The sequence below is a fragment of the Ruegeria sp. N7 genome, from assembly GCF_056531345.1.
The window spans coordinates 1-22,327 of sequence record NZ_JBQFLR010000005.1; the positions used below are offsets into that span (position 1 = coordinate 1).

At 56.1% G+C, this 22,327-nt stretch carries 23 protein-coding genes, 1 tRNA gene and 1 pseudogene; 18 read left to right on the plus strand and 7 right to left on the minus strand.

Annotated features, from left to right (window positions below; genetic code table 11):
* The first annotated feature begins 113 nt into the window (after positions 1 to 113).
* The 3 genes from ACR0ES_RS08445 (at position 114) to ACR0ES_RS08455 (ending at position 3,253) form a co-directional block, all read left to right on the plus strand.
* Positions 114 to 881 carry a hypothetical protein gene (locus ACR0ES_RS08445; protein ID WP_480870252.1) on the plus strand — a complete coding sequence of 256 codons (768 nt, stop codon included), beginning with the start codon at positions 114 to 116 and terminating at the stop codon, positions 879 to 881.
* A gap of 243 nt (positions 882 to 1,124) precedes the next feature.
* Positions 1,125 to 2,102: a hypothetical protein gene (locus ACR0ES_RS08450; protein WP_480870255.1), complete on the plus strand. Its 978-nt coding sequence runs from the start codon at positions 1,125 to 1,127 to the stop codon at positions 2,100 to 2,102.
* Complete coding sequence (locus tag ACR0ES_RS08455; protein ID WP_480773606.1) at positions 2,099 to 3,253, plus strand: hypothetical protein; 1,155 nt, start codon at positions 2,099 to 2,101, stop codon at positions 3,251 to 3,253. The genes ACR0ES_RS08450 and ACR0ES_RS08455 overlap by 4 nt, the downstream gene beginning before the upstream one ends.
* A gap of 53 nt (positions 3,254 to 3,306) precedes the next feature.
* Here ACR0ES_RS08455 and ACR0ES_RS08460 read toward each other — a convergent pair whose 3' ends face one another.
* On the minus strand, positions 3,307 to 4,026 hold the full coding sequence (locus tag ACR0ES_RS08460; RefSeq protein ID WP_480773605.1) for a hypothetical protein: 720 nt from the start codon (positions 4,024 to 4,026) through the stop codon (positions 3,307 to 3,309).
* A 64-nt stretch (positions 4,027 to 4,090) separates the two neighbouring features.
* Here ACR0ES_RS08460 and ACR0ES_RS08465 point away from each other — a divergent pair, with 64 nt between their 5' ends.
* The 4 genes and pseudogenes from ACR0ES_RS08465 to ACR0ES_RS08480 all read left to right on the plus strand — a co-directional run.
* Positions 4,091 to 4,342, plus strand: a complete 252-nt coding sequence (locus ACR0ES_RS08465; RefSeq protein ID WP_480773604.1) for a type II toxin-antitoxin system ParD family antitoxin — start codon at positions 4,091 to 4,093, stop codon at positions 4,340 to 4,342.
* The gene (locus ACR0ES_RS08470) at positions 4,339 to 4,635 is read left to right on the plus strand and encodes a type II toxin-antitoxin system RelE/ParE family toxin (protein WP_480773603.1); all 297 of its coding nucleotides are present in this window, start codon (positions 4,339 to 4,341) and stop codon (positions 4,633 to 4,635) included. Before ACR0ES_RS08465 ends, ACR0ES_RS08470 begins: the two co-directional genes overlap by 4 nt.
* 257 nt (positions 4,636 to 4,892) lie before the next feature.
* Complete coding sequence (locus tag ACR0ES_RS08475; protein ID WP_480773602.1) at positions 4,893 to 5,165, plus strand: hypothetical protein; 273 nt, start codon at positions 4,893 to 4,895, stop codon at positions 5,163 to 5,165.
* A pseudogene (locus ACR0ES_RS08480) lies at positions 5,153 to 6,124 on the plus strand (recombinase family protein); the annotation flags it as partial. The gene ACR0ES_RS08475 and the pseudogene ACR0ES_RS08480, both read left to right, overlap by 13 nt.
* On the opposite strand, the gene ACR0ES_RS08485 reads toward ACR0ES_RS08480, so the two are convergent.
* Positions 6,026 to 6,451: a hypothetical protein gene (locus ACR0ES_RS08485; protein ID WP_480773601.1), complete on the minus strand. Its 426-nt coding sequence runs from the start codon at positions 6,449 to 6,451 to the stop codon at positions 6,026 to 6,028. The pseudogene ACR0ES_RS08480 and the gene ACR0ES_RS08485 overlap by 99 nt on opposite strands.
* A 223-nt stretch (positions 6,452 to 6,674) precedes the next feature.
* A tRNA-Leu gene (locus tag ACR0ES_RS08490) sits at positions 6,675 to 6,761 on the minus strand.
* 141 nt (positions 6,762 to 6,902) lie between these two features.
* Between ACR0ES_RS08490 and ACR0ES_RS08495 the strand changes: the two genes are divergently transcribed.
* Together ACR0ES_RS08495 and lipB are read left to right on the plus strand one after the other, a co-directional pair.
* Positions 6,903 to 7,562: a DsbA family oxidoreductase gene (locus tag ACR0ES_RS08495; protein ID WP_480485965.1), complete on the plus strand. Its 660-nt coding sequence runs from the start codon at positions 6,903 to 6,905 to the stop codon at positions 7,560 to 7,562.
* 41 nt (positions 7,563 to 7,603) lie between these two features.
* A complete protein-coding gene (lipB, locus tag ACR0ES_RS08500; RefSeq protein WP_480870258.1) occupies positions 7,604 to 8,260 on the plus strand; it encodes a lipoyl(octanoyl) transferase LipB in 657 nt (218 codons plus the stop codon).
* 503 nt (positions 8,261 to 8,763) lie between these two features.
* On the opposite strand, the gene ACR0ES_RS08505 is transcribed toward lipB, so the two are convergent.
* The gene (locus tag ACR0ES_RS08505; protein WP_480537602.1) at positions 8,764 to 9,177 is read right to left on the minus strand and encodes an HIT family protein; all 414 of its coding nucleotides are present in this window, start codon (positions 9,175 to 9,177) and stop codon (positions 8,764 to 8,766) included.
* Between the two features lie 561 nt (positions 9,178 to 9,738).
* Here ACR0ES_RS08505 and ACR0ES_RS08510 point away from each other — a divergent pair.
* The 4 genes from ACR0ES_RS08510 to ACR0ES_RS08525 all read left to right on the plus strand — a co-directional run bounded on the left by ACR0ES_RS08510 (position 9,739) and on the right by ACR0ES_RS08525 (position 14,353).
* Positions 9,739 to 10,977: a metal-dependent hydrolase family protein gene (locus tag ACR0ES_RS08510; RefSeq protein WP_480481396.1), complete on the plus strand. Its 1,239-nt coding sequence runs from the start codon at positions 9,739 to 9,741 to the stop codon at positions 10,975 to 10,977.
* A gap of 459 nt (positions 10,978 to 11,436) precedes the next feature.
* Entirely contained in the window at positions 11,437 to 13,095 is a 1,659-nt protein-coding gene (gene ctaD, locus ACR0ES_RS08515) for a cytochrome c oxidase subunit I (protein ID WP_267366169.1), read from the plus strand.
* Positions 13,096 to 13,217: 122 nt separating this feature from the next.
* Positions 13,218 to 13,817 carry a DsbA family protein gene (locus tag ACR0ES_RS08520; protein ID WP_480773599.1) on the plus strand — a complete coding sequence of 200 codons (600 nt, stop codon included), beginning with the start codon at positions 13,218 to 13,220 and terminating at the stop codon, positions 13,815 to 13,817.
* A 44-nt stretch (positions 13,818 to 13,861) separates the two neighbouring features.
* On the plus strand, positions 13,862 to 14,353 hold the full coding sequence (locus ACR0ES_RS08525; protein ID WP_209504230.1) for a DUF2244 domain-containing protein: 492 nt from the start codon (positions 13,862 to 13,864) through the stop codon (positions 14,351 to 14,353).
* A gap of 21 nt (positions 14,354 to 14,374) precedes the next feature.
* On the opposite strand, the gene ACR0ES_RS08530 is transcribed toward ACR0ES_RS08525, so the two are convergent.
* Entirely contained in the window at positions 14,375 to 14,860 is a 486-nt protein-coding gene (locus ACR0ES_RS08530; protein WP_267366166.1) for a GatB/YqeY domain-containing protein, read from the minus strand.
* 183 nt (positions 14,861 to 15,043) lie between these two features.
* Between ACR0ES_RS08530 and carA the strand changes: the two genes are divergently transcribed.
* Complete coding sequence (gene carA, locus ACR0ES_RS08535; RefSeq protein ID WP_480870261.1) at positions 15,044 to 16,210, plus strand: glutamine-hydrolyzing carbamoyl-phosphate synthase small subunit; 1,167 nt, start codon at positions 15,044 to 15,046, stop codon at positions 16,208 to 16,210.
* 81 nt (positions 16,211 to 16,291) lie between these two features.
* On the plus strand, positions 16,292 to 18,169 hold the full coding sequence (locus tag ACR0ES_RS08540) for a glycosyltransferase (RefSeq protein WP_480870263.1): 1,878 nt from the start codon (positions 16,292 to 16,294) through the stop codon (positions 18,167 to 18,169).
* A gap of 3 nt (positions 18,170 to 18,172) precedes the next feature.
* Here the strand turns inward: ACR0ES_RS08540 and ACR0ES_RS08545 are convergent, their stop codons facing one another.
* Complete coding sequence (locus tag ACR0ES_RS08545; RefSeq protein WP_267363400.1) at positions 18,173 to 18,820, minus strand: GntR family transcriptional regulator; 648 nt, start codon at positions 18,818 to 18,820, stop codon at positions 18,173 to 18,175.
* A 100-nt stretch (positions 18,821 to 18,920) separates the two neighbouring features.
* Between ACR0ES_RS08545 and ACR0ES_RS08550 the strand changes: the two genes are divergently transcribed.
* The 3 genes from ACR0ES_RS08550 to ACR0ES_RS08560 all read left to right on the plus strand — a co-directional run bounded on the left by ACR0ES_RS08550 (position 18,921) and on the right by ACR0ES_RS08560 (position 21,171).
* A complete protein-coding gene (locus ACR0ES_RS08550; RefSeq protein ID WP_480476564.1) occupies positions 18,921 to 19,565 on the plus strand; it encodes a pyrimidine 5'-nucleotidase in 645 nt (214 codons plus the stop codon).
* 86 nt (positions 19,566 to 19,651) lie between these two features.
* Positions 19,652 to 19,900, plus strand: a complete 249-nt coding sequence (locus tag ACR0ES_RS08555; RefSeq protein ID WP_209504235.1) for a hypothetical protein — start codon at positions 19,652 to 19,654, stop codon at positions 19,898 to 19,900.
* Between the two features lie 74 nt (positions 19,901 to 19,974).
* The gene (locus ACR0ES_RS08560) at positions 19,975 to 21,171 is read left to right on the plus strand and encodes a UbiH/UbiF family hydroxylase (RefSeq protein ID WP_480870266.1); all 1,197 of its coding nucleotides are present in this window, start codon (positions 19,975 to 19,977) and stop codon (positions 21,169 to 21,171) included.
* A gap of 12 nt (positions 21,172 to 21,183) precedes the next feature.
* Here ACR0ES_RS08560 and ACR0ES_RS08565 read toward each other — a convergent pair whose 3' ends face one another.
* Positions 21,184 to 22,311, minus strand: a complete 1,128-nt coding sequence (locus tag ACR0ES_RS08565) for an aminotransferase class V-fold PLP-dependent enzyme (RefSeq protein WP_480773613.1) — start codon at positions 22,309 to 22,311, stop codon at positions 21,184 to 21,186.
* Positions 22,312 to 22,327: the final 16 nt, after the last annotated feature.

The window sequence follows — 22,327 nt, forward strand, 5'->3', positions numbered from 1 at the left end:
ATTCGTCCGTCCGTTTCAGTCCCATAGTTCGTCTCCTTTGCTGCAATAAATGCTATCAAAGGAGCGGCAGCAAACCGCGACACGTCCATTCTTTGACCTATGATGGGCGGAAAATGCTAATCACCTCTTCATTCGTTGAACGACTAGATGAATGGCGAGAACTGGAACCTAACGGGTACAATCATACCATTGCGTACACGTGGCTTTTTTTGCACGAATTTGCTCACGCCCACCTTGGGCATTTCTCTTTCGCAGAAAATTTTGGTGTCGTCCAACGCACCATCAAAAAGCTCTGCTCACACACCGTTCATCCTGGAGAACTTCGTTCCAACGCTCAGATGTGTTTTGAGTTGCAAGCTGATCATGAAGCTATCGAAGTAATGCTGGGTGCGTACTCCCGCGAAAATTGGGCGGAGCTGCGGGCCAAAGTCACCAGCATAGCATTCATCATGATTTTCATCGAAACGATCGACAACGAAAATGGCATCGATCAAGTGACCCACCCGAAAGCAGCAACGCGAATTTTTCAGCTATTGGGGCATCTAGCAGAGATGTGGTCAATCACTGCACACACGAAAACCACACCACAGAGCAAGTCAAGTACAAGCGATGTACCCCTACCCCCGCCCGCAGAAATTCAAGCGTTCAATTCAGACGTGGTCTTGCGTGCGTACTGGAATGTAGTGGAGCTATCAAATTTTGTGGGTGCTCAAGTCATCGCTACCGATCTGGGCACGCCCGAGGATTTCTTTGCTGACATCACCCGTGCAAAACTTGGCAAGTGGGATGATCTGGTTACAACGGGTGCAAATGAGTGGGCGAAATTGTGGCCCTTTAACGAAGCGTTAAAACCATTTCTTGCAGATAGCTTCCAAACCTAAAGCTCTCTTCTCCTCAGCCACGCAGTTTCCCGATAAACTTTGGGCCTCAAAATCATTCATTCGTACTCGGCTTGCATCACTCGACCCTAGATAGAACAGAAGGTAGCCAAGTATAGTAGCCGATCACTTAAGCCTGACAAAATCCAGAGACCTCGACAGGTGCTCACATCCGTGTCAAGGTAAGTGGATACTTTGAATGCATTTGCACACAAGAGAATAATAATAGAGTAGTACGCGGCGGATATGAATACAGCTCAACTAAAAGAAATTGCAGAAAAAATCGTACTTTCCCAAGGGAACAAGTTTATCAAGGAGCTTCTTCGCAACAACGGTGTGAGGATCGGGAAAAACAAGGAGGAATTCCTTGTTAACCTTCGTCAAGGGATTGACGAAGGTCTGATCGATCAAACCAAGATCGACAAGTGGCTTCACGACATCGAAGGCTGGGGAAATCAGCATGTTTATTTGTTCGAACTCCCTAAGATTGAAAAAGCGGACCTTGCAGGTGCCATGCACGCGTCACCACATTCCGCAATTTTACAAGATCATGAGAACTACGAGTTCCCAGATGAGTTGACCCTCAAAACTGCAACCCTGAGCGATACAGAACTGTCCTTGGGGTGGAGAGAAGGAAGAGACAGTTGGGTACGTTCGAAGGCAAAAGACTATAGACAAGACATCAATGGCGATGAGTATGAATTTCGAGCCTATAGAGAGAAATCGGAAAGAAAAATTGCTCGTTTCGTTTGGGAGTTTGAGAGCCCGTTCTGCGCAGTATTCATCACGCACCCTAATGAAAGTGGGGTCCACGATGAGATTCTTGCACAAATTTGGTCAGACCTGGACACCTTCTCTGTGACCGACACTCCGTTGCAAAAAATTTCTCTAAGCAGCTCATTCAGCAAGCTCAATCAAAAACCAGAGCTGAAGGTTAACTCAGTCAAGATGAACGTGGACGGAGGTCATGTCAATTTGGTTGCAACCGCTCCACAAACTGGGATTCACGATATCGAGGCAATTCGGCAAGCTCAAAACGGCATTGATGCAAACCAGTTTTCGTCATCGGATGGAATTTTTCATTTCAACTCAGAAAATCTGCCTGGCCTTTCTCGGCAAGTAAAGGTTGAGGGCTCAGGAACGGACTCCCGCATTAGAATTTGGGCTCAGTGCACACGAGAAGACGTTAGTTTGATTGTACACGAAGTGAATTCGTCAAGATGACAATTGACCCTGCCAGATACATTGGTCGTCACGATGAACAGTTGGTTGAGGTTATTCAATCAAGATTGGAAACCAACACATCATCAGTACTAGACCCTGACCTGATAAGAAAAGATGCCTCATACAAAGTCAGCACTGAAGAAGTGATTACACTTCTCGAGGAGCTTCTAGAAGAAGGAATAATCTTTTCCACTGATGCCCAGTACTGCTCATCGGAACCGTGTGAAAAAGCTGGAGTATCGAGACCGCTGACAGGCGAAGAACTTGAAGCAGAAAAATGTAATGTATGCGACCAGAGCTTTGCAGATGCTGGTGAACCACTTGAGCAGCGGCACTACAGTACTCGTTCACCAATAAGTAGAGACATTCGCTGGATGATAGTCATTCACGGCTTCAACACTAGGGGGCCTTGGCAAGAAGAACTAAGTTGGCGCATTTCAAACAAACTTGCGTATGCCGCACCAGTTCTAATCTACAAGTATGGATTTGAACGGTTGGGGATTTTTTTTCGTTTCCGTCATGAAAAGCTGGTCAGAAAGCTGGGTGCAGAAATTTTATCTGCTATTGAGAACTCAAAGAAGTCAGCGCGAACGGAACCACCCGATGTGATCGTCCACAGTTTCGGTAGCCTCTTATTTTCAAAGTTATTGTTGTCCCAGGAGTTTTCGGATCAGAAGTTCGGCAGAGTGATTTGCGTCGGATCAGTAATCTCCCCCCAATATGACTGGGAAAGACACATAGCCGCAGGTCGTGTCGAAGCCGTGCTTTGCCATAGCGGCGGGAAGGACCTACCCGTGAGGGTTGCACAATTTGCTATCCCGGATTCAGGCCCTGCGGGTTACTTGGGTTTCAATAGTTTGTGTGTAAAAAACGTGCACAGTCAGCTGTTTTCTCACTCCTCCGCACTGGAACCCAAAAATATACGAACTCAACTGGATCGTGGAGGTCTTTGGGATCGTTTCCTCACGGCACCTCTTGGTACATTTAGCGATCAGACAGAAATAAAACACCCCAATTGGCGACCCACTTGGAAGATCATTCGGGGTCTCGCAAGAGTATTGCTGCTCGCGGCTGTCGCAACCGTGGCGATGCTGACTTGGGCTATTTCATCATCATTGTTCGTATGCCTAAAGAACTTGTTTGGATATTGACTCAATTCAATGAACCCAACCCGCAGCCAGTAAATCGCGTTGGGTTGGTACTTTTACGCTCTGAATCTGGCCATAGTTTTATGGACTAAGCAGTTGTGTTCTTTCACCCAGATATTCAGTTGAACAATATTTGCTGGAATATCAGGGGTATCGCTGGAAATAAGTACAAATTCATGCAAACCTTGGTCTTGGCTTTCAGTCAGCGGATCAAGTTTCCCTTCCATCGTTTTTGGCAGGCGATTTTGACCCGCTTGAATTTCAGCGCATGGTTCACCGTCTGAGCCGAGCGGGATGTTATGCCATTGCCCCCTCACACCCTGGAATGCAACCACGTGCCCATCAGCCTCACTATCGAGCTCGAAGCAAAAGCGCTCACCAAGCCGAATAGCAGTGTCCGCTGATTTCAAGTGGCTTTCGCGCTCAATGATCCCCATCGCCGTCGACACCAAGGCCAATCGAAACCGATCTGATGTCGCCATTTCATCTAATATCTCTCGCCACCTCATCTCAGGCGTTTGTGGGAATATCTCCGGTGCTTCCAAATGCGCGATATTGAAGTGATGACTGAGCAGGAAGTCATACAGCACCTTCGCCCGTATCGCTGAATATTCCCCCCGTTGCAGGTTACGCCGATAGTTGTCCGCAAGGTTCCAAGCCGGATCGAACGGAGTTTGCAGGAACTGATCAAACGGTTCATTTGCCAGTTCCGCTGCCGCGACTAGGGCTTTGTAAAGCTTCGCTTTATGCGCCTTACTCTTTGGTTCAAATGACATCAGGATTATGTTCCTATGGCAATATTTGTCATTTTGTGACATACTATGCGTAGGAGGACCAGATATGGCCAGCATGAATATTTCCCTGCCCGACCCCATGCGGGATTGGGTGGAACAGCAGATGAAATCCGGGCGCTACGACAACGCCAGTGAATACATGCGTGACCTCATCCGCCATGATCAGGACCGTGCCTCCAAGATCGCAGCTATGCAACGTCTGGTCGATGAAGCAATGGCCAGCGAAGACAGCAACAAATCCCTTTCGGAAATTCGCGCTATTGCCAGACAACAGGCTGGAATTGCTGCATCGGAATGAACTATCGCCTTTCTGCAAAGGCGGAAGCCGATCTGATCCAAATCTATATTGATGGCGTTCAAGACTTTGGCGTCATACAGGCCGAAGCCTATCAGGACAAAATAGACCAAACGATTGAACTGATTGCCGACAATCCAGAGATGGCTCGTCTGCGAGATGAAATCACCCCACCCGTCCGCATCCATCCGGTGCATGCGCATGTAATCATCTATCTGGTTGACGATAACCGGATGGTGAGAATTTTGCGTGTGCGTCATGGCCGTGAGAACTGGCCGGAAAACCCCATCGGATAATCGTTTCAACACTCTCGATCACCCGTTTACACCCTCCTTTCACCTGAGACCATCGTGTGCCTGCCACGGTAAGGTCACATCTAAGCGCATAGGATGATTGAAGAATTATTCTTGCGTGGGGCAAGATGATGTGGTTATATGTTCTATATTTGTTCTCATTTCAGTCTATGGCGAGACCATAGTGGAACGAACCCATCACCAAAACATTTCAGAGAAAGGAGCGCGTGCATGACCTGTCCGCCAGATAAAAAAAAGATATGCCTATTCGACCCAGCCTCTCGGTAGATTGGGAAGTCTACGCGGCAATGCTGGAAGACAGCGACATGCCTTTGGATCAGCAACAGGAACTGATCGAAACTCTGTGGTCCATCGTCGTGATGTTTGTCGATCTCGGTTACGACCTGCACCCCATCCCGCAAATCTGTGGAGAAGATGAAGAAGCATTGGATCAGGATTCCGCGGATTTGGTATCCTTGTTGAACAACAAATGGGCGCAGACCCGCGCAGAGGAGGACCAATGGCAGGAGTAACACCAAAACCAACAAAGGCTGTGATCTATGCGCGAGTGTCTGGGGCCAAGCAGGTCCGCGAAGGTGATGGCCTCGCCTCTCAGGAAAACCGTTGTCGGGAATACGCCACTTACAAAGACTATGATGTGGTTGAGGTGTTCATGGACGATATGTCCGGCAAATTCGAACGCCGCCCCGCAATGGATCGCATGTTGGCCTTCCTGCGTCTGCACCCCAAGGACAGCGTTGTGGTCATCATTGACGACATCAGCCGCTTTGCCCGCAACGTGCAGGCTCATATTGCCCTGCGCGAAACGCTCAGCGATGCGGGCGGCATTCTGGAAAGCCCGTCCATTGAATTTGGTGAGGACAGCGACTCGCGGCTCGTGGAACACATGCTGGCGTCTGTGGCTCAGCATCAGCGCGAAAAGAACGCGGAACAAACCTCCAACCGCATGAAAGGGCGAATGATGAACGGCTATTCCGTCTTCGCTGCCCCTATCGGATACGAGTACAAGAAGACAGGATCGCATGGCAAATTGCTGACCCGCGTTGAACCCGTCGCGACCATCATCAAGGAAGCATTGGAAGGCTATGCCTCTGGTCGGTTCTCGGCACAGGCGGATGTGCGACGGTTCTTAGAAAGCCAACCTGACTTTCCCAAAGACCTGCCGGATGGGAAAATCCGTCAGCAGAAGGTGACGGATATGCTGAACCGCGTAATCTATGCGGGCTATGTTGAGCATGAGCCGTGGGGCATCACGCGCCGCGAAGGACATCATGAGGCTTTGATCTCACTCAAAACCTATGAGGTTATTCAAGAGCGGCGTAGTGGCAGGAGCGTTGCGGCGAAGCGTCCTGACATCAACGAAAACTTCCCACTACGCGGCGCGGTGAACTGCGCGTGTTGTGACAAACCCATGACCGCGTACCATGCCCGGAGCGCTACCGGCAGACGCTACCCCTACTACAACTGCCAGACGAAAGGCTGTTCTGAGTACCGCAAAGGTATTCGTGCAGAGAAAATAGACACAGGCTTTGAGGCGATCTTGCGGTCTCTGACCCCAAGCAAAAACTTGCTCGATATCGCGATGTCCATGTTGAAAGATGCTTGGGATCAGCGCGGGGATCAAGCCAAGCAGACGAAGGCAGAAATCAAACGCCAGCACAAAGAGTTGGACAAGCAGCAAGATGTGCTGGTTGAGCGCATGATCGAGACTTCGAATCCCAAGGTAATGGCCGCGCTTGAAGCCAAGATCGCCAAGCTGGAAGAAGACAAGCTGCTGCTGACCGATAAGCTGTCCCACACCACCAAACCCACACGCAGCCTTAGTGAAATTATCGAACTCTTGCGAGAATTCCTCTCAAGCCCTTGGAACATCTATGTAAACGGATCACTACTCGTGAAGAAAACCATCATAAAAGCGGCCTTCAAAGCCCCATTGGCCTATGACCGCGAAAATGGTTATCGAACTCCGCAAACATCTGTTATCTTTGAGTTTCTAGCGGATTTCATATCAAAATGTGAAATGGTGCGGTCGAGAAGACTCGAACTTCCACGGGAGTTACCCCACAGCGACCTCAACGCTGCGCGTCTACCAATTCCGCCACGACCGCACTGCCAGTGACTTGGTAGAGCGGCGTATAGACGTTGGCGCGCGCGATGTGAAGAGGCAAAAACACGCTGGTTTAAAATCCCACGCGGCAGCCTTATCTAAGCCGGTAAACAACACAGTTTCGATCTGACAGGAGCCGCAGATGACCTCGCCCGACACCCGCCCAATCATCCAAGTCGATATCGTGTCAGACGTCGTGTGCCCGTGGTGCATAGTAGGGTTTCGCCAGCTTGATGCGGCTTTGAAACAGCAGGGCATCCAAACCCAACTTCGCTGGCACCCGTTCGAATTGAACCCGAACATGCCGCCTGAAGGGCAGAACCTGCGGGAACACATCACTGAGAAATATGGCTCGACCCCTGAACAAAGCCAGCAGGCACGCGACAGGCTAACGGCGATCGGGGCGGAACTGGGGTTCACCTTCAACTTTGATGAAGACAGCCGGATCGTGAATACATTCAAGGCGCATCAGTTGCTGGATTGGGCCGAAGGTCAGGGCCTGCAACATCAATTGAAACTTGCGCTTTTCGACGCGTATTTCACTCGGCAACAGGACGTTTCCGACATTGAGGTTCTGTTGCAGGCTGTTACTTCTGCCGGGCTGAACCCTGATACTGCGCGGCAGGTGCTTGAGACCGGGGAGCATATCGCTTTGGTGCGAGAGAAACAGCAGTTCTGGACCAGCCGGGGGATCTCTGGTGTGCCGTCCATGGTATTTGGCGGAAAATACCTGCTGACGGGCGCACAAGGGGTCGATACCTATTCTCGGGTGCTGCAACAGTGTTTGGCCGAAGCGGCCTGACCTCTCTTCCCCTGCCCGCTTTGGGCGGATATGAGGCCGCCATGGAATGGAAAATCACCGATGGTCTGACCAGTTATGACGACGCCACCGCCTTTATGGAGGCGCGCGTCGCCGGGATTGCGCGCGGTGACGCGGCGGAGTGCATCTGGTTGCTGGAACACCCGCCACTTTATACGGCAGGCACGTCGGCAAAGATCGAAGACCTGACCGATCCTGACCGCTTTCCGGTTTATGCAAGCAAACGCGGCGGCGAGTACACCTATCACGGGCCCGGTCAGCGTGTGGCCTATGTCATGCTGGACCTGAACAAGCGCGGGCGCGACGTGCGCCAATTTGTGAAGCAGCTGGAAAACTGGGTGATATCAGCACTGGCCGAATTCAACGTGCACGGCGAAATACGCGACGGGCGCGTTGGTGTCTGGGTGCGGCGCGACGACAAACCGCTGACCGTGACCGGCAAACCGGCAGAGGACAAGATCGCGGCAATTGGCTTGCGTTTGCGAAAATGGGTCAGTTTTCATGGCATTTCGGTCAATGTCGAACCGGACCTGGAGCATTTTTCGGGCATTGTTCCCTGCGGGATCAGCGAATACGGCGTGACCTCGTTGGTGGATCTGGGGCTTCCGGTCACAATGGATGATCTTGATGCGGCCTTGAAGAAAACCTTTGAAGAGGTTTTTGGCGCTTCGGAAACCTGATTCTGTCTGGGGTTCAGCAGTCGTCGAATCAGATTCTGTCGCTCCCTGATACAACAATATGGATGGGCGGAAGGCTCTGTTTCCGAAACACGTCGCAATTTACCAAGAACGATCCAGTTTTACGGTATTCTTTAGGCAAATTTTAATTCTCTGGGATACACCGGAGTTGTTAACGAGTAATATGAAACTGCCAATCAAGAGTGAGTGGTATGTTAAACCGGTGATCAAGGGCTCGCCCTCGAAATCCGAGAAGTGTTTGGTTACGAGTCTGCCGTTCCGACCCCAAATCGGAACGGCAATTCATTTCCCCCTTCCCGCTTAATCTTATGGCCAATTCGCGTTGCAAGGGAGCAGGCGATTTCTGCGTAGTCCAGCTATGGAGTCACTTGGTCGGTCCCAAGGAAGGGTTTCGGGTGTTCTTGTCTCCGGTCACGGCGATATGCGCGGGCGAGTGTGGGTAATTGTCCGAACTATCACCTCACAAAAAGACCGTAAGATATTGACTAAAAAGCGATTTTTATCTTCTCCGCATGTTCGGCAATCAGGTCGAAATCACCCATTTTACCAGGTGGGCGCATCGACACTCCGTCATGACGCGGCAGGACGTGAAAGTGGAGATGGAAAACCTCCTGCCCGCCTGCGGTTTCGTTGAATTGCTGAATGGTTACACCGTCCGCGTCGAAGGCTTTCATCACTGCACGAGCCATCTTTTGAACGGTGTTCATGACCGCCACCAGTTGGTCGGGCGTGGCATCCAGTACATTGCGGCAGGGCGTTTTGGGGATCACCAGCAAATGCCCATCGGCACGAGGCATGATGTCCATGAAGGCCAGTGTGTCGGCGTCTTCGTAAACTTTTGACGAAGGTATCTCGCCGCGCAGAATTTTGGCGAAGATGTTGTCGGGATCATAATCCATGGTTGCCATCCGTTCCTTGAGGGGCTTTTGACCGAGTTGTGGTCCACCCGCCCCGCCGGGTCAAGCCGGGGGATTGAAGGCTGAATGTACAAAATGTACCGGGTTTTCAGAGGGCGTTGTACGTTTTGTACACTTGGATTTGGCATGAGATCACATCATCAGAGACAGATGCGGCACGTTCCCCACAGGTGATGCCTGCCTACGCAGCAGAGCACGGGTTTCGTAATTCTTAATCGGACGTAAACTGGTTAAGTTTTTGAGAAATTCATCCAGGTCGAGTCAAAGGTCCGCCAGATGGACGAAGCTGACGTTCGTCAACTAGGCCGCGCCGACGCCTTTTAACGTTGTCAGAGCGGCTCTTGGGATTTCCGACGGTCGGAACGTGAAGTTGATCAGAGTTATATACAGGTATAGCGTGAAAGAGCATCTTCAGACCGTTCAGACTTCAGAAGGATTTCGTAAATGCCGGCTCTCTTCCGTATTCCAATAACCGTGCTGTCGTTAGCCTTGGCCTGGTCACCGGCAATGTCTCAGGATGGATCATCCATCCTGTTCACCAACGTGAACGTGTTTGACGGCGAAAGCGAACAACTACTGGAAGGTGCGAATGTCGTCGTAACCAACAACTTGATTACTGCGGTTACCACGGAACCTCTCGCTGTAGCGGGCGGGACAGTCATCGATGGTGGCGGGCGCACGATGATACCGGGGCTCATCGACGTCCACTGGCACACTTCATATTGTTGCGCGGCTCAAACCACCGTGATTTCCGGAGATATACTCGAGATCGCAATCCGGGGTGCCATGGGATCGGAAGACACGCTGATGCGCGGATTCACGACGGTGCGAGACGTCGGCGGCAATCCCTTCGCGACAAAGAAGATGATCGATGCGGGCGAAATTCCCGGCCCACGAATCGTGCCTTCTGGCCCTCCGATTAGCCAGACGGGCGGTCATTTTGACTACGGTGCCTACCAGGACGCGCCTTCAAACCCGGGTGACTCGCTTTGGTATTGGAACCGTGTGGGGCTGATGCTGATCGCGGACGGGGTTGACGACGTCACACTGCGCGCCCGCGAAGTCATGCGCATGGGCGCTTCGCAAATCAAGATTTCTGGCGGTGGCGGTGTTTCGTCGGTCTATGACCCGCTCGACATGAGCCAATACACGCTCGAAGAGTTGAAGGCATTCGTCGCGGTTGCAGAAAGTTACAATACCTACGTCGCCTCGCATATCTTTACCGATGCAGCTGCCCAAATGGCGATTGAAGCCGGGGTCAAAACCATTGAGCACGGCAATTTGCTCAGCAGGGAAACCCTACAGATGATGAAGGACAACGGCGTCTGGTTGTCTGTCCAGCCATTGCTTGACGACGAGGACGCTTTCTCATTCAGCGACCCAGTTAGCACAGCGAAATGGGTGGAGGTTACTGATGGCACCACGACCTCAATCGATATGGCCAAAGAGATCGGCGTGAAGGTCGCATTCGGCACAGATATGCTTTTCGATGCGGAGCTTGCGAAAAAACAAGGCAAATTCCTGGCGAAGATGAAGACTTGGTACACGCCATACGAGGTTCTGAAAATGGCGACCTCGACAAATGCTGAATTGATAGAACTCGCCGGACCGCGCCACCCGTACCAGGAAGGCCCGCTTGGTGTGATCCGGGAAGGCGCTTATGCTGATCTGATCCTCGTCGATGGCAATCCTATGGACGATATCGATCTGGTCGCGGACCCCGATGCAAACTTCGACCTGATCATGAAGGACGGCAGGATATTCAAAAACGAGATCGAGTGATCAGCATTTCTTCAAGGTGTTCCGAACGCTGTGTGAGCCTATTAGATGGCAGGCTAACTCGATGCGCCTCAAGGTGCGCGACAAGGGCGGGGTGGGCCACAGGTAGTTCGCTGCGCAAGCACGAATGTCTTAGAAGGTCTCGGGGCTCCCCCCTTCCCTGTCCTCGGTTCGGGTGATTGGCCAGAGGCAAAGGTTCACGCCTTTCCGGTCAGCTTTGAGAGACGGACCCATTGCGGGCGACCTGAACACAGGCGCTAGGCCCGCTGTATCACCAGCCCCCCCGAACGCTCAGATCCCGGCTTCTCGAACACCCGTTTTCAAGGGGGGTGCGGCCATTTATCTTGATCCAGATCAAACTCGGCCATTGAAGGTCGCCCCTACGCATTCTAAAACCAGCAGGAATCCCGCGCGTTGGAGAGGTCCGGCTGCGCGGTGTAGTTGCAACAGGAGGCACCTATAATGGCAGACGCAGCCATTCATGGTCACGACCATGAAGACCAGCGCAGCTTTTTCCAGCGCTGGTTCATGTCGACCAACCACAAGGACATCGGGATTCTGTACCTGATCGTTTCGGCTCTGGCCGGTCTGATCTCGGTTCTGATGACCGTTTACATGCGGCTTGAACTGATGCACCCCGGTGTTCAGTACATGTGCCTGGAAGGCTTCATGGCCGACCCGTGTACGCCCAACGGGCATCTGTGGAACGTGATGATCACCTATCACGGTGTTCTGATGATGTTCTTTGTTGTCATCCCTGCCCTTTTCGGCGGATTTGGCAACTATTTCATGCCGTTGCAGATCGGCGCGCCGGATATGGCGTTCCCGCGGATGAACAACCTGTCCTTCTGGCTTTATGTTGCCGGTACCTCGCTGGGTGTGGCCTCGCTGCTGAGCCCGGGTGGTAACGATCAGATGGGTTCGGGCGTGGGCTGGGTTCTGTACCCGCCGCTGTCCACGACCGAGGGCGGCATGTCCATGGACCTTGCGATCTTTGCCGTGCACGTATCGGGCGCCTCCTCGATCCTCGGCGCGATCAACATGATCACCACCTTCCTGAACATGCGTGCCCCCGGCATGACCCTGTTCAAGGTGCCGCTGTTCAGCTGGTCGATCTTCGTCACCTCGTGGCTGATTCTGCTGTCGCTGCCGGTTCTGGCGGGCGCGATCACCATGTTGCTGATGGACCGCAACTTTGGCTTTACCTTCTTTGATCCGGCCGGTGGCGGCGATCCGATCCTGTATCAGCACATCCTGTGGTTCTTTGGCCACCCGGAAGTGTATATCGTGATCCTGCCCGGTTTCGGCATCATCAGCCATGTCATCGCGACCTTCTCGCGCAAGCCGATCTTTGGCTATCTGCCGATGGTCTGGGCGATTATCGCAATCGGTGTGCTGGGCTTTGTCGTGTGGGCGCACCACATGTACACCGTCGGCATGTCGCTGCGTCAGCAGGCCTATTTCATGCTGGCCACGATGGTCATCGCGGTTCCGACGGGTGTTAAGGTCTTCTCGTGGATCGCGACCATGTGGGGCGGTTCCATCGAGTTCAAGACACCGATGCTGTTTGCCTTCGGCTTCCTGTTCCTGTTCACCGTTGGCGGTGTGACCGGTGTGGTTCTGTCGCAGGCTGGCGTGGACCGTGCCTATCACGACACCTACTATGTGGTGGCACACTTCCACTATGTGATGAGCTTGGGTGCTGTCTTTGCGATCTTTGCGGGGATGTATTTCTACTTCGCAAAAATGACCGGTCGCCAATATTCCGAGTTCTGGGGCAAGGTTCACTTCTGGATGTTCTTCATCGGCGCCAACCTGACCTTCTTCCCGCAGCACTTCCTGGGTCGTCAGGGCATGCCGCGCCGCTACATCGACTATCCCGAAGCGTTCGCGCAGTGGAACTATGTTTCGTCGATCGGTGCGTTTATCTCGTTCGCCTCGTTCCTGCTGTTCTTCGGCATCGTGATCTACGCCCTGCTGCGTGGCGCACGCGAGACACGGCCCAACTACTGGAACGAGTATGCCGATACGCTGGAATGGACCCTGCCCACCCCGCCGCCCGAGCACACGTTCGAGCAGCTGCCCAAGCAGGAAGACTGGGACAAGGGCCACGCGCACTGATCCCGATCTGAACCAAGAAAACCCCGCCCAGGTGGCGGGGTTTTTCTTTGCCCTCACCCCGCGTTCGCCAACTGCCCCGAAATCGGCTATGATGTGCGGACGGAACAGTCGGAGGGTCGGCAATGCCCGAGATCGACTTTTGGTATTCCATTGGCAGCACGTACAGCTTCCTGACCGTGATGCGTCTGGACGAATGGTGTGCCCAGCATGACGCCACGGTGAACTGGCGCCCGTTCAATGTGCGCACGGTGATGTCGGCCCAGCAGAACATCCCTTTTGCCGGAAAGCCTGTGAAATCGGCTTACATGTGGCGCGACATCGAACGCCGCTGTGCCAAGTACCACATCCACGCCAACCTGCCCGCGCCCTATCCGATTTCCAATCTGCCACTGGCCAATCAGGTTGCGTTGCTTGGAATGATGGATGGCTGGGGCGTGACGTTCACCCAAACGCTCTATCGCATCTGGTTCGAGGAAGGGGTGGAAGCCGGTCGCGAAAGTGCGCTGTCCGAGGCGCTTTTGCGGTGTCAGCAGGACCCCCGACTGACCCTGGCACGCGCGCAGGGCGACGACATCGTCGCGGCCCTTGAGGCGGAAACCGAAACCGCCGTCAAACTGGGTGTTTTCGGCGCCCCCAGCTTTGTTGTCCGGCAAGAGGTGTTCTGGGGTGACGATCGTCTGGATGACGCCCTGTCCTGGTCTCGGGTCGGCCACGTCGTCTGATCAAAACCCGTCGACATGAGGCGGCGCTGCGCTATGTTCGCGGTATGCCCTATACGTGGAATCAGACCTCGGAAACCGAACAGGAACTGCGGCTTTGGCCGCATAACTCGCTGCCGCCGCGGGGGGCGATGATCACGATCCTGTCGGTGTTCCTATTTGGCCTGATCCCGCTGCTGGCCACGCTTGGTTCCGTGATCCTGTGGGGGTTGCTGCCGTTCCTGCTGATCACTGTGCTGGGGCTGTGGCTGGCCATCAAGACCAACTACCGCGCCCGCAGTGTTTTCGAGGTTCTGACCCTGTCGGGCACACATGCGCGGCTGGTGCACCACACCCCCGGCAAAGAGCAACACGAATGGTCTTGCAACCGCTATTGGGCACGGCCCGCGATGCACGAGAAAGGCGGCCCGGTTCCGCATTATGTCACCCTTGTCGGAGACGGGCGCGAGGTCGAAATCGGGGCGTTTCTGTCCGAAGATGAGCGGATCACGCTTTATGACGAGCTGGTCCTAAGACTGCGCGAGCCAGTCGCGCAGTAGCAATTCACGGGGCCCAGTGCCTCAGCAATCGCCGTTTGAGGCTGCGCACAGATGATCCTTGACCATCGGACCGACCTTGCCGAAATCCATCCGGCCGGTATAGCGCGTCTTCAACTCGCCCATCACCTTACCCATATCGCGGATCGAACCCGCGCCGGTTGCCGTGATGGCGGTTTGAATGGCCTTGCTGACCTCATCGTCGTCTAGCTGTTTGGGTAGAAATTCCTCGATCACCTCGACTTCGCGAATCTCGCGTTCGGCCAGATCCAGGCGACCACCCTCTTCGTAGGCGCGGGCGCTTTCCTTGCGCTGCTTGGTCATTTTACCAAGGATTTCAAGAACCTCTGCGTCGCTGCATCCCTTTGCTTCTTCATTGTCGGACGCACGTGCCGCGATGTCGCGGTCTTTGATGGCGGCGTTGATCAACCGCAGCGTCGACAGACGCTCGGCTGCTTTGTCTTTCATTGCTTGCTTCAGGGCGGCATTCACCCGTGATCGCATGTCCATTTGGTTTGTCCATCCCCATGACAACGGAACCCCGACCATATCGAAACAAAAAGCCTGACACAACCGGGGGTGAATACAGCTAACCTATTGAAAAACAACAATAGCCCAAAAATTGAACAGACTTGACCCAGACGCGCAACCCCCTTAGGTATGCGCCGATTTACCCTACAGGAGAGTCGCGCCATGGCCCCGAATGCCCCGTCCAAGCCCACCGCATGTCTGGCTTTGGCCGATGGAACCCTGTTTTACGGCGCAGGCTTCGGCGCGACCGGGCAAACCGTGGCCGAGCTGTGCTTTAACACGGCGATGACCGGATATCAGGAGATCATGACCGACCCGTCTTATGCCGGGCAGATCGTGACCTTTACATTCCCTCATATCGGCAATGTCGGCGTGAACCCGGAAGATGACGAAACCGGTGATCCGGTCGCGGCGGGCATGGTCGTGAAATGGGATCCGACCGAGCCATCGAACTGGCGCTCGGCCGAGGAGCTCAAGGGCTGGCTGGCGCGTCGGGGGCGCATCGCCATCGGGGGTGTCGATACCCGCCGCCTGACCCGTGCCATCCGCCAGCAGGGCGCGCCGCATGTAGCGCTGGCCCATGATCCCGAGGGAAATTTTGACATCGAGGCGCTGGTCGCCGCGGCGCGTGGTTTTGCAGGGCTGGAAGGCATGGACCTGGCCAAGGAAGTCACCTGCGCCCAAAGCTATCGCTGGGATGAGATGCGGTGGGCCTGGCCGGATGGGTACCAGCGTCAGAAGGCCCCTGCCCACAAGGTTGTTGCCGTTGACTATGGCGCCAAGCGCAACATCCTGCGCTGCCTCGCATCCGCTGGGTGTGACGTTACCGTTCTGCCCGCGACTGCCACCGCAGCCGACGTGCTGGCGCATCAACCTGACGGTGTGTTCCTGTCGAACGGCCCCGGCGATCCGGCGGCAACGGGTGAATACGCCGTGCCGATGATCAAAGAGATTCTGGAGACGACAGACCTGCCTGTGTTCGGCATCTGCCTTGGACACCAGATGCTGGCGCTGGCGCTGGGAGGTCAGACGGTCAAGATGAACCATGGCCACCATGGCGCAAACCACCCGGTCAAGGATCTGGAAACCGGCAAGGTCGAGATCACGTCGATGAACCACGGTTTCGCTGTCGATGCGCAATCCCTGCCCGATGGCGTCGTGGAAACCCACCGGTCGCTGTTTGACGGCTCGAACTGCGGTATCCGCATGGCGGACCGGCCGGTTTATTCGGTGCAACACCACCCCGAGGCATCGCCCGGACCGCAGGACAGTTTCTATCTGTTCGAGCGCTTTGCCGAGGCCATGGAAAAGAAGAAAGAGCAAGCATAACTGCTTGTCTGTGCAGTGTTAACCGGGTGTTAACCCTGATCGAACAACCCTGAGTGCAGGTAACTGCGCCAGGGTTTTGTTATGGCTGAGCTTAATCTTCTGGATTTCACGTCCGCCGCACCGATCCCCGCGCCCGGGTATCGGAAGCCGCTGGGCATCTGCCTGCTGGAAACCGGGGCCATAACCCGTTCCCAGCTGGACCATGCGCTGAGCCAGCAAACCAGACAGAACGCTCCGCTGGGAGAGATACTGGTCGGCGAAGGCTATGCCACCCGGCAGGACGTGTTGAGCGCGCTGTCTGCGCAATCCGGCTGGCAGATTGCGGATCTTGAACAGATCCCGCCGATGCCGGAACTGAGCGGGTTGATGCCGGTCGACTTCTGGCTGAAGCACAATGTCATCCCATGGATGCGGATTGGCCCCCTCGTTCTGGTGGCCACGGCCCGGCCCGACCGGTTCGCAACCGTGACCGCCGAAATGCGCGAATGCGAATATGCCGTGATCCCGGTGCTGGCGGCATCCGATCAGATCGACCGCACAATTGCGCGGCAATTCTCGGGATCTTTGGCCAGATCGGCGGAAACGCGGGTTGATCCCGCACAAAGCTGCCGCAACTGGACCCTTAGGTCGCGCATGGGGCCTTCGGTGGCCCTGTTGTGTGTGCTGGGGCTGTTTGCCATGTTCCCGGCGTTTGGCCTGCTGGCGGTGCTGGGCATGGCTGTGGGAACTTTAGTGCTTTTTGCAGCCTTTCGGATGGCTGGCACGCTGGCTTACCTTTGGCATCGCCTGAGAACGCAGCCGGACCACACCGAAGCTGCCATCACATTGCGGCAACCCTGCGTATCGATCATGGTGCCATTGTACAAGGAGCGCGAGATCGCGAACGCTCTGGTACAGAGACTACAGCGACTGACCTATCCCAAGGCGTTGCTGGATGTCATCCTTGTGCTTGAGGAAAAGGATGACGTGACGCGCAATGCCCTTGCGCAGGTGAGCCTGCCCAGCTGGTTTCGCATCGTCGAGGTGCCCGAGCTGAACGGGTTGACCACCAAGCCGCGCGCCATGAATTACGCGCTGGATTTCTGCCGGGGCGACTTCGTCGGCGTCTGGGATGCCGAGGACGCCCCACAACCGGATCAGATCGAGCGCGTGGTGGCGCATTTCACCCAGGCCGCGCCGGATGTGGTGTGCCTGCAAGGGGTTCTGGATTACTACAACCCGCGCACCAACTGGCGGTCACGCTGCTTTACCATCGAATACAACAGCTGGTTCCGCGTGATCCTGCCGGGGATCGCCCGCATGGGGCTGGTGGTGCCACTTGGGGGCACCACGTTCTTTTTCCGTCGCGACAAGCTGTTGGAACTGGGCGGCTGGGATGCCCATAACGTCACCGAGGATGCTGATCTGGGCGTAAGGCTGTACCGGGCCGGGTACCGGACCGAAATGGTGGATACCACAACATATGAAGAGGCGAATTTCCGGGCCTGGCCCTGGGTCAAACAGCGCTCGCGCTGGCTCAAGGGGTTCATGGTCACGTATCTGGTGCATATGCGCAGCCCGCAAAAGCTGTGGCGTGACCTTGGAGGTGCCAGATTTCTGGGCCTTCAGGCGTTCTTTCTGGGCACGTTGGGGCAATTTCTGCTGGCGCCCGTTCTCTGGGTATTCTGGCTGTCAAGCCTGGGGCTGGCCAATCCGATGGATAATATCGTGCCGCATTCAACCTCTACCGCGCTGATCGGGCTGTTTTTGATGGCAGAGGGGCTGAGTATCGGTGTTGGTCTGATCGCTGTATCCGCACGCGAGCGGCGGTTTCTTTTGCCTTGGGTTCCGACGATGTTTCTATATTTCCCGCTGGGCGTGATTGCCGGTTACAAGGCGCTGTGGGAATTGGCGACCAACCCGTTTTTCTGGGACAAGACCCAGCACGGACAGGCCAGCGAAGACGAGCCGCTGGCCTGACAATCACTTGTCGCGGCGGCTTGCGTCCTGCTTCAGGCGCGTCATGAATGCGATCGAGATATGGTCCTTGAGCGCCCGCCCCGCCGCCTCTTCATCGCGCGCGGCAATGGCTTCGACGATGCCTTTATGTTCGCTCTGGGCAATTTCTCCGCGCCCCTGCACGGCCAGCGACGTGGTCGCCATCAAGGCCATAGTCCGGTGCACCAGATCAAGCTGCTGGACAAGGTAGCGGTTGTGCGAGGCCAGATGGATCTGTTCGTGAAAGCGCCGATTGGCACGTGACAGCGCCATCGGATCGCCCACCAGCTTGTCATCTTCGAGAACCATGTCCTGAAGAACCCTGATCTCTTCTTCGGTGGCGTGTTTGGCAGCCAGTCGCGCGGCGAGCCCTTCCAGTTCGCGCCGCACGATATAAAGCTCGGCCATCTGGTTGTGGTCCAGCGACGCCACGATCAGTGACCGACCGTCCCGTTCCAGCAGAGACTGGGTTTCCAGGCGTTGCAACGCTTCGCGGATCGGGGTGCGCGACACCCCGAACCGTTCTGCCAGCTCGCTTTCCACCAGACGATCGCCGGGCTTGTAGACGCCGACATCAATGGCTTCGAGTATCAGGCTATAGGCATCCTTGGTGGGGGATCGGGTCTGGCTCATGGGGTATTCTGTCTCCTCGTTCGGACATGTCTATCCGTCTCTGGGGGCGTCAATCAAGTACGGCATTGAAAACACCCCGCCCGCGCCCTAAACCCAAGCCATGGTCAAACCGTCCTTCAGTCATGTCACGCAATGGGTGTTCGATCTGGATAACACCCTCTATCCGCCGCATATGCAGCTGTTCGATCAGATCGAAGTTCTGATGACGGATTACGTGGTGCAGGCCATCGGCGTGGACCGGGCCGAGGCCGACAGGCTGCGCGGGCAGTACTGGCGCCAATACGGCACTACGCTGGCCGGGTTGATGGCCGAACATGATCTGGACCCCGAGCCCTATCTGCACGCGGTGCATCAGGTGGACATGAGCCATATGGACCCGGATGCAGAGCTGGCCGATCACATTCGCGCCCTGCCCGGACGGCGCATCGTCTACACCAATGGCAGCGCACCCTACGCCGAGCGGGTTTTGCAGGCGCGCGGGCTTTCGGGGCTGTTTGATGCAATCTATGGCGTCGAACATGCCGGGTATCGGCCAAAGCCCGAGAAAGCCGCCTTTGAAGCCATCTTTGCACAGGATGGCATTCAGGCTGACAAGGCCGCCATGTTCGAGGATGACCCGCGTAATCTGGCCGCCCCGCATGAGATGGGAATGCGCACGGTTCATGTCGCCCCGGACCCGCATGAGGCCGATCACATCCACCATCACACGGATGATCTGACCGCATTTCTGGCCCGCCTGCGGTAGCCTGTCACACTGCGACGATCCGTACGTTCTGCACCCGCATGCGCAGCCCTATATGCGCTGGAGCGACGAACAGAACGGAGAGCCCCATGAGTGCGATCGAGATGCCCGGACGCCTGCCGGTTTGGCAGCGCCTATTCTTTGCAATTCCGGTTTTCGGGTGGCTGGCCCGCGACGCCGCCAACGCCAAGGCGGAGGACCTGTATTATACCGTCGGCGCGGTCCTCAGCATGTGGGGCTGTTCGGCCATGGTGTTTGGTCTTCCCGGCCTTTACATCCCTGCCCTGATGATGGTGCCGGTGATGTTCCTGGTCCTGATCCTGATCTCACGCGGCTGAGATACGGGACAGGATGTCACTTGGCACAGGGAGTGGAACCGAACTAGGGTCTGCCCGAACTGATGAGAGGCGCCATGACTGACAGTTGTGACATCCTGATTTCCGGCGGTGGAATCGCCGGTCTGACCGCAGCGGCGGCGTTTGGAACCGCCGGGTTTGACGTGGTGTGTGTAGATCCCGCGCCACCGATCACCGAACGGGATGTGGACGGGTCTGACCTGCGCACCACCGCCTTTCTGCAACCTGCGCGCGGCCTGCTGGAGCAATGCGGCCTGTGGGCGCGGCTGGATGCCCATGCGGCCCCCTTGCAGATCATGCGTATTGTCGATGCCGGCGGGGACGTGCCCGAACCCCGCGTCATACGCGATTTCAACGCAGCCGACATTTCCGAGCAACCGTTTGGCTGGAACCTGCCCAACTGGCTGTTGCGCCGGGAGATGGTCGCACGGCTGGCAGAGCTGCCGAATGTCGATTTCCGCCCCGGCACCGGGACCGTCAGCCTGTTCACCCGCACTGCCGAAGCCCGCGTTGGCCTGAGCGACGGCAGCCGCATCCGCTGCAAGCTGGTGCTGGCCGCAGATGGGCGCAACTCTCCCATGCGCGAGGCCGCCGGTATCAAAGTGCATACAACACGGTATGGGCAGAAAGCGCTGGCGTTTGCGGTGACGCATCCTATTCCTCACGAGAATGTCTCGACCGAGATACACAGGTCTGGCGGGCCGTTCACGCTGGTTCCGCTGCCCGATTGGCAGGGGCAGCCTTCGTCCGCCATTGTCTGGATGGAACGCGGGCCGAATGCCGTTGACCTGTTGACCCTTGATGCCGAAGCGTTTGAGGCTGCGATGACGGAACGGTCCTGTGGCCTGTTTGGCCCCTTGAGGCTGGCATCGCGCCGGACGATCTGGCCGATCATCAGCCAGTCCGCGGAACGGCTGGCGGGTGAGCGCATTGCCCTGATGGCCGAGGCCGCGCATGTGGTGCCACCGATCGGCGCGCAGGGGCTGAACATGTCATTGGGCGATCTGCGCTGCCTGCTGGATCTGGCGCAGTCCCGGCCCGAAGATCTGGGCGACGCGCAGATGCTGGACGCCTATCACAAGGCGCGCCACACCGAGATCGAGATGCGGGTCAAAGGGATTGATCTGCTGAACCGCGCCTCGATGATCGAGGCGCGCCCGCTGCGGGATGCGCGCGCAATGGGGCTGAGCGCGCTGTATTCCCTGCAGCCTGTGCGCAAGACGCTGATGCAGATGGGCCTTGGCGTTCGCTAAGGCCCGGCCCGTTTACAGAACCTGATCCAGCACACGCTTCAGGCGCGCGATGGTGGCGTCCACATCATAAAGCTTGTCCAATCCGAACAGGCCCAGACGGAAGGTGCTGAAGCCTTCGGGTTCGTCACATTGCAGCGGCACCCCGGCCGCGATCTGCATCCCCAGAGCGGCAAATTTCTTGCCGTTCTGGATTTCGGGGTCCGAGGTGTAGCTGACCACAACGCCGGGCGCGCCGAAACCGTCAGCCGCCACCGAGACAATACCATACTCCTTCAACATCGCCCGCACGCCGTCGCCCAATGCCCATTGCGCCTTGCGCAGCTTTTCGAACCCGTACCCCCTGGTTTCTGCCATGGTATCGCGGAAAGCCAGCAGCGCATCGGTGGGCATTGTGGCGTGATAGGCGTGACCACCGTTTTCATAGGCCTGCATGATCTGGCGCCACTTCTTCAGGTCGATGGCGAAACTGTCCGAGCTTGTCTGTTCCAGACGCGCCTCGCCCCGTTCGGACAGCATGACCAGACCGGCGCAAGGCGATGCGCTCCAGCCCTTTTGCGGGGCCGAGATCAGGACGTCGACGCCGGTGGCTTTCATATCCACCCAGGCACACCCGGATGCGATGCAATCCAGCGCCATCAATGCACCCACCTCATGCGCCGCGCTGGCCAGGGCGGTCACATAGTCATCCGGCAGGATGACACCCGCCGCCGTTTCAACATGCGGTGCGAACACAACGCCGGGTTTCTGTTCGCGAATCGTTGCGACGACTTCGTCAATCGGTGCGGGCGCAAAGGGGGACGGGCTGGCATTTCCGGTCTCGCGCGCCTTCATCACGGTGGTCGAGCTGGTCAGGGCGCCGCTTTCGATGATCTGGCTCCAGCGGTACGAAAACCACCCGTTCCGGACCACAAGAACACCCGCCCCGCGCGCGAATTGCCGGGCAACCGCCTCCATCGCATAGGTACCGCCGCCCGGAATGATGGCCACCCCGTCTGCCTTGTACACCTCTTTCAGCATGGCCGAGATGTCGCGCATTACCCCCTGAAACTTTTGGGACATGTGGTTCAGCGAGCGATCGGTGAATACGACCGAGAATTCTTCGAGCCCGTTCGGGTCAACGTTCTTCAGCAAGGCAGGCATATGGCGTCCTTTCAAT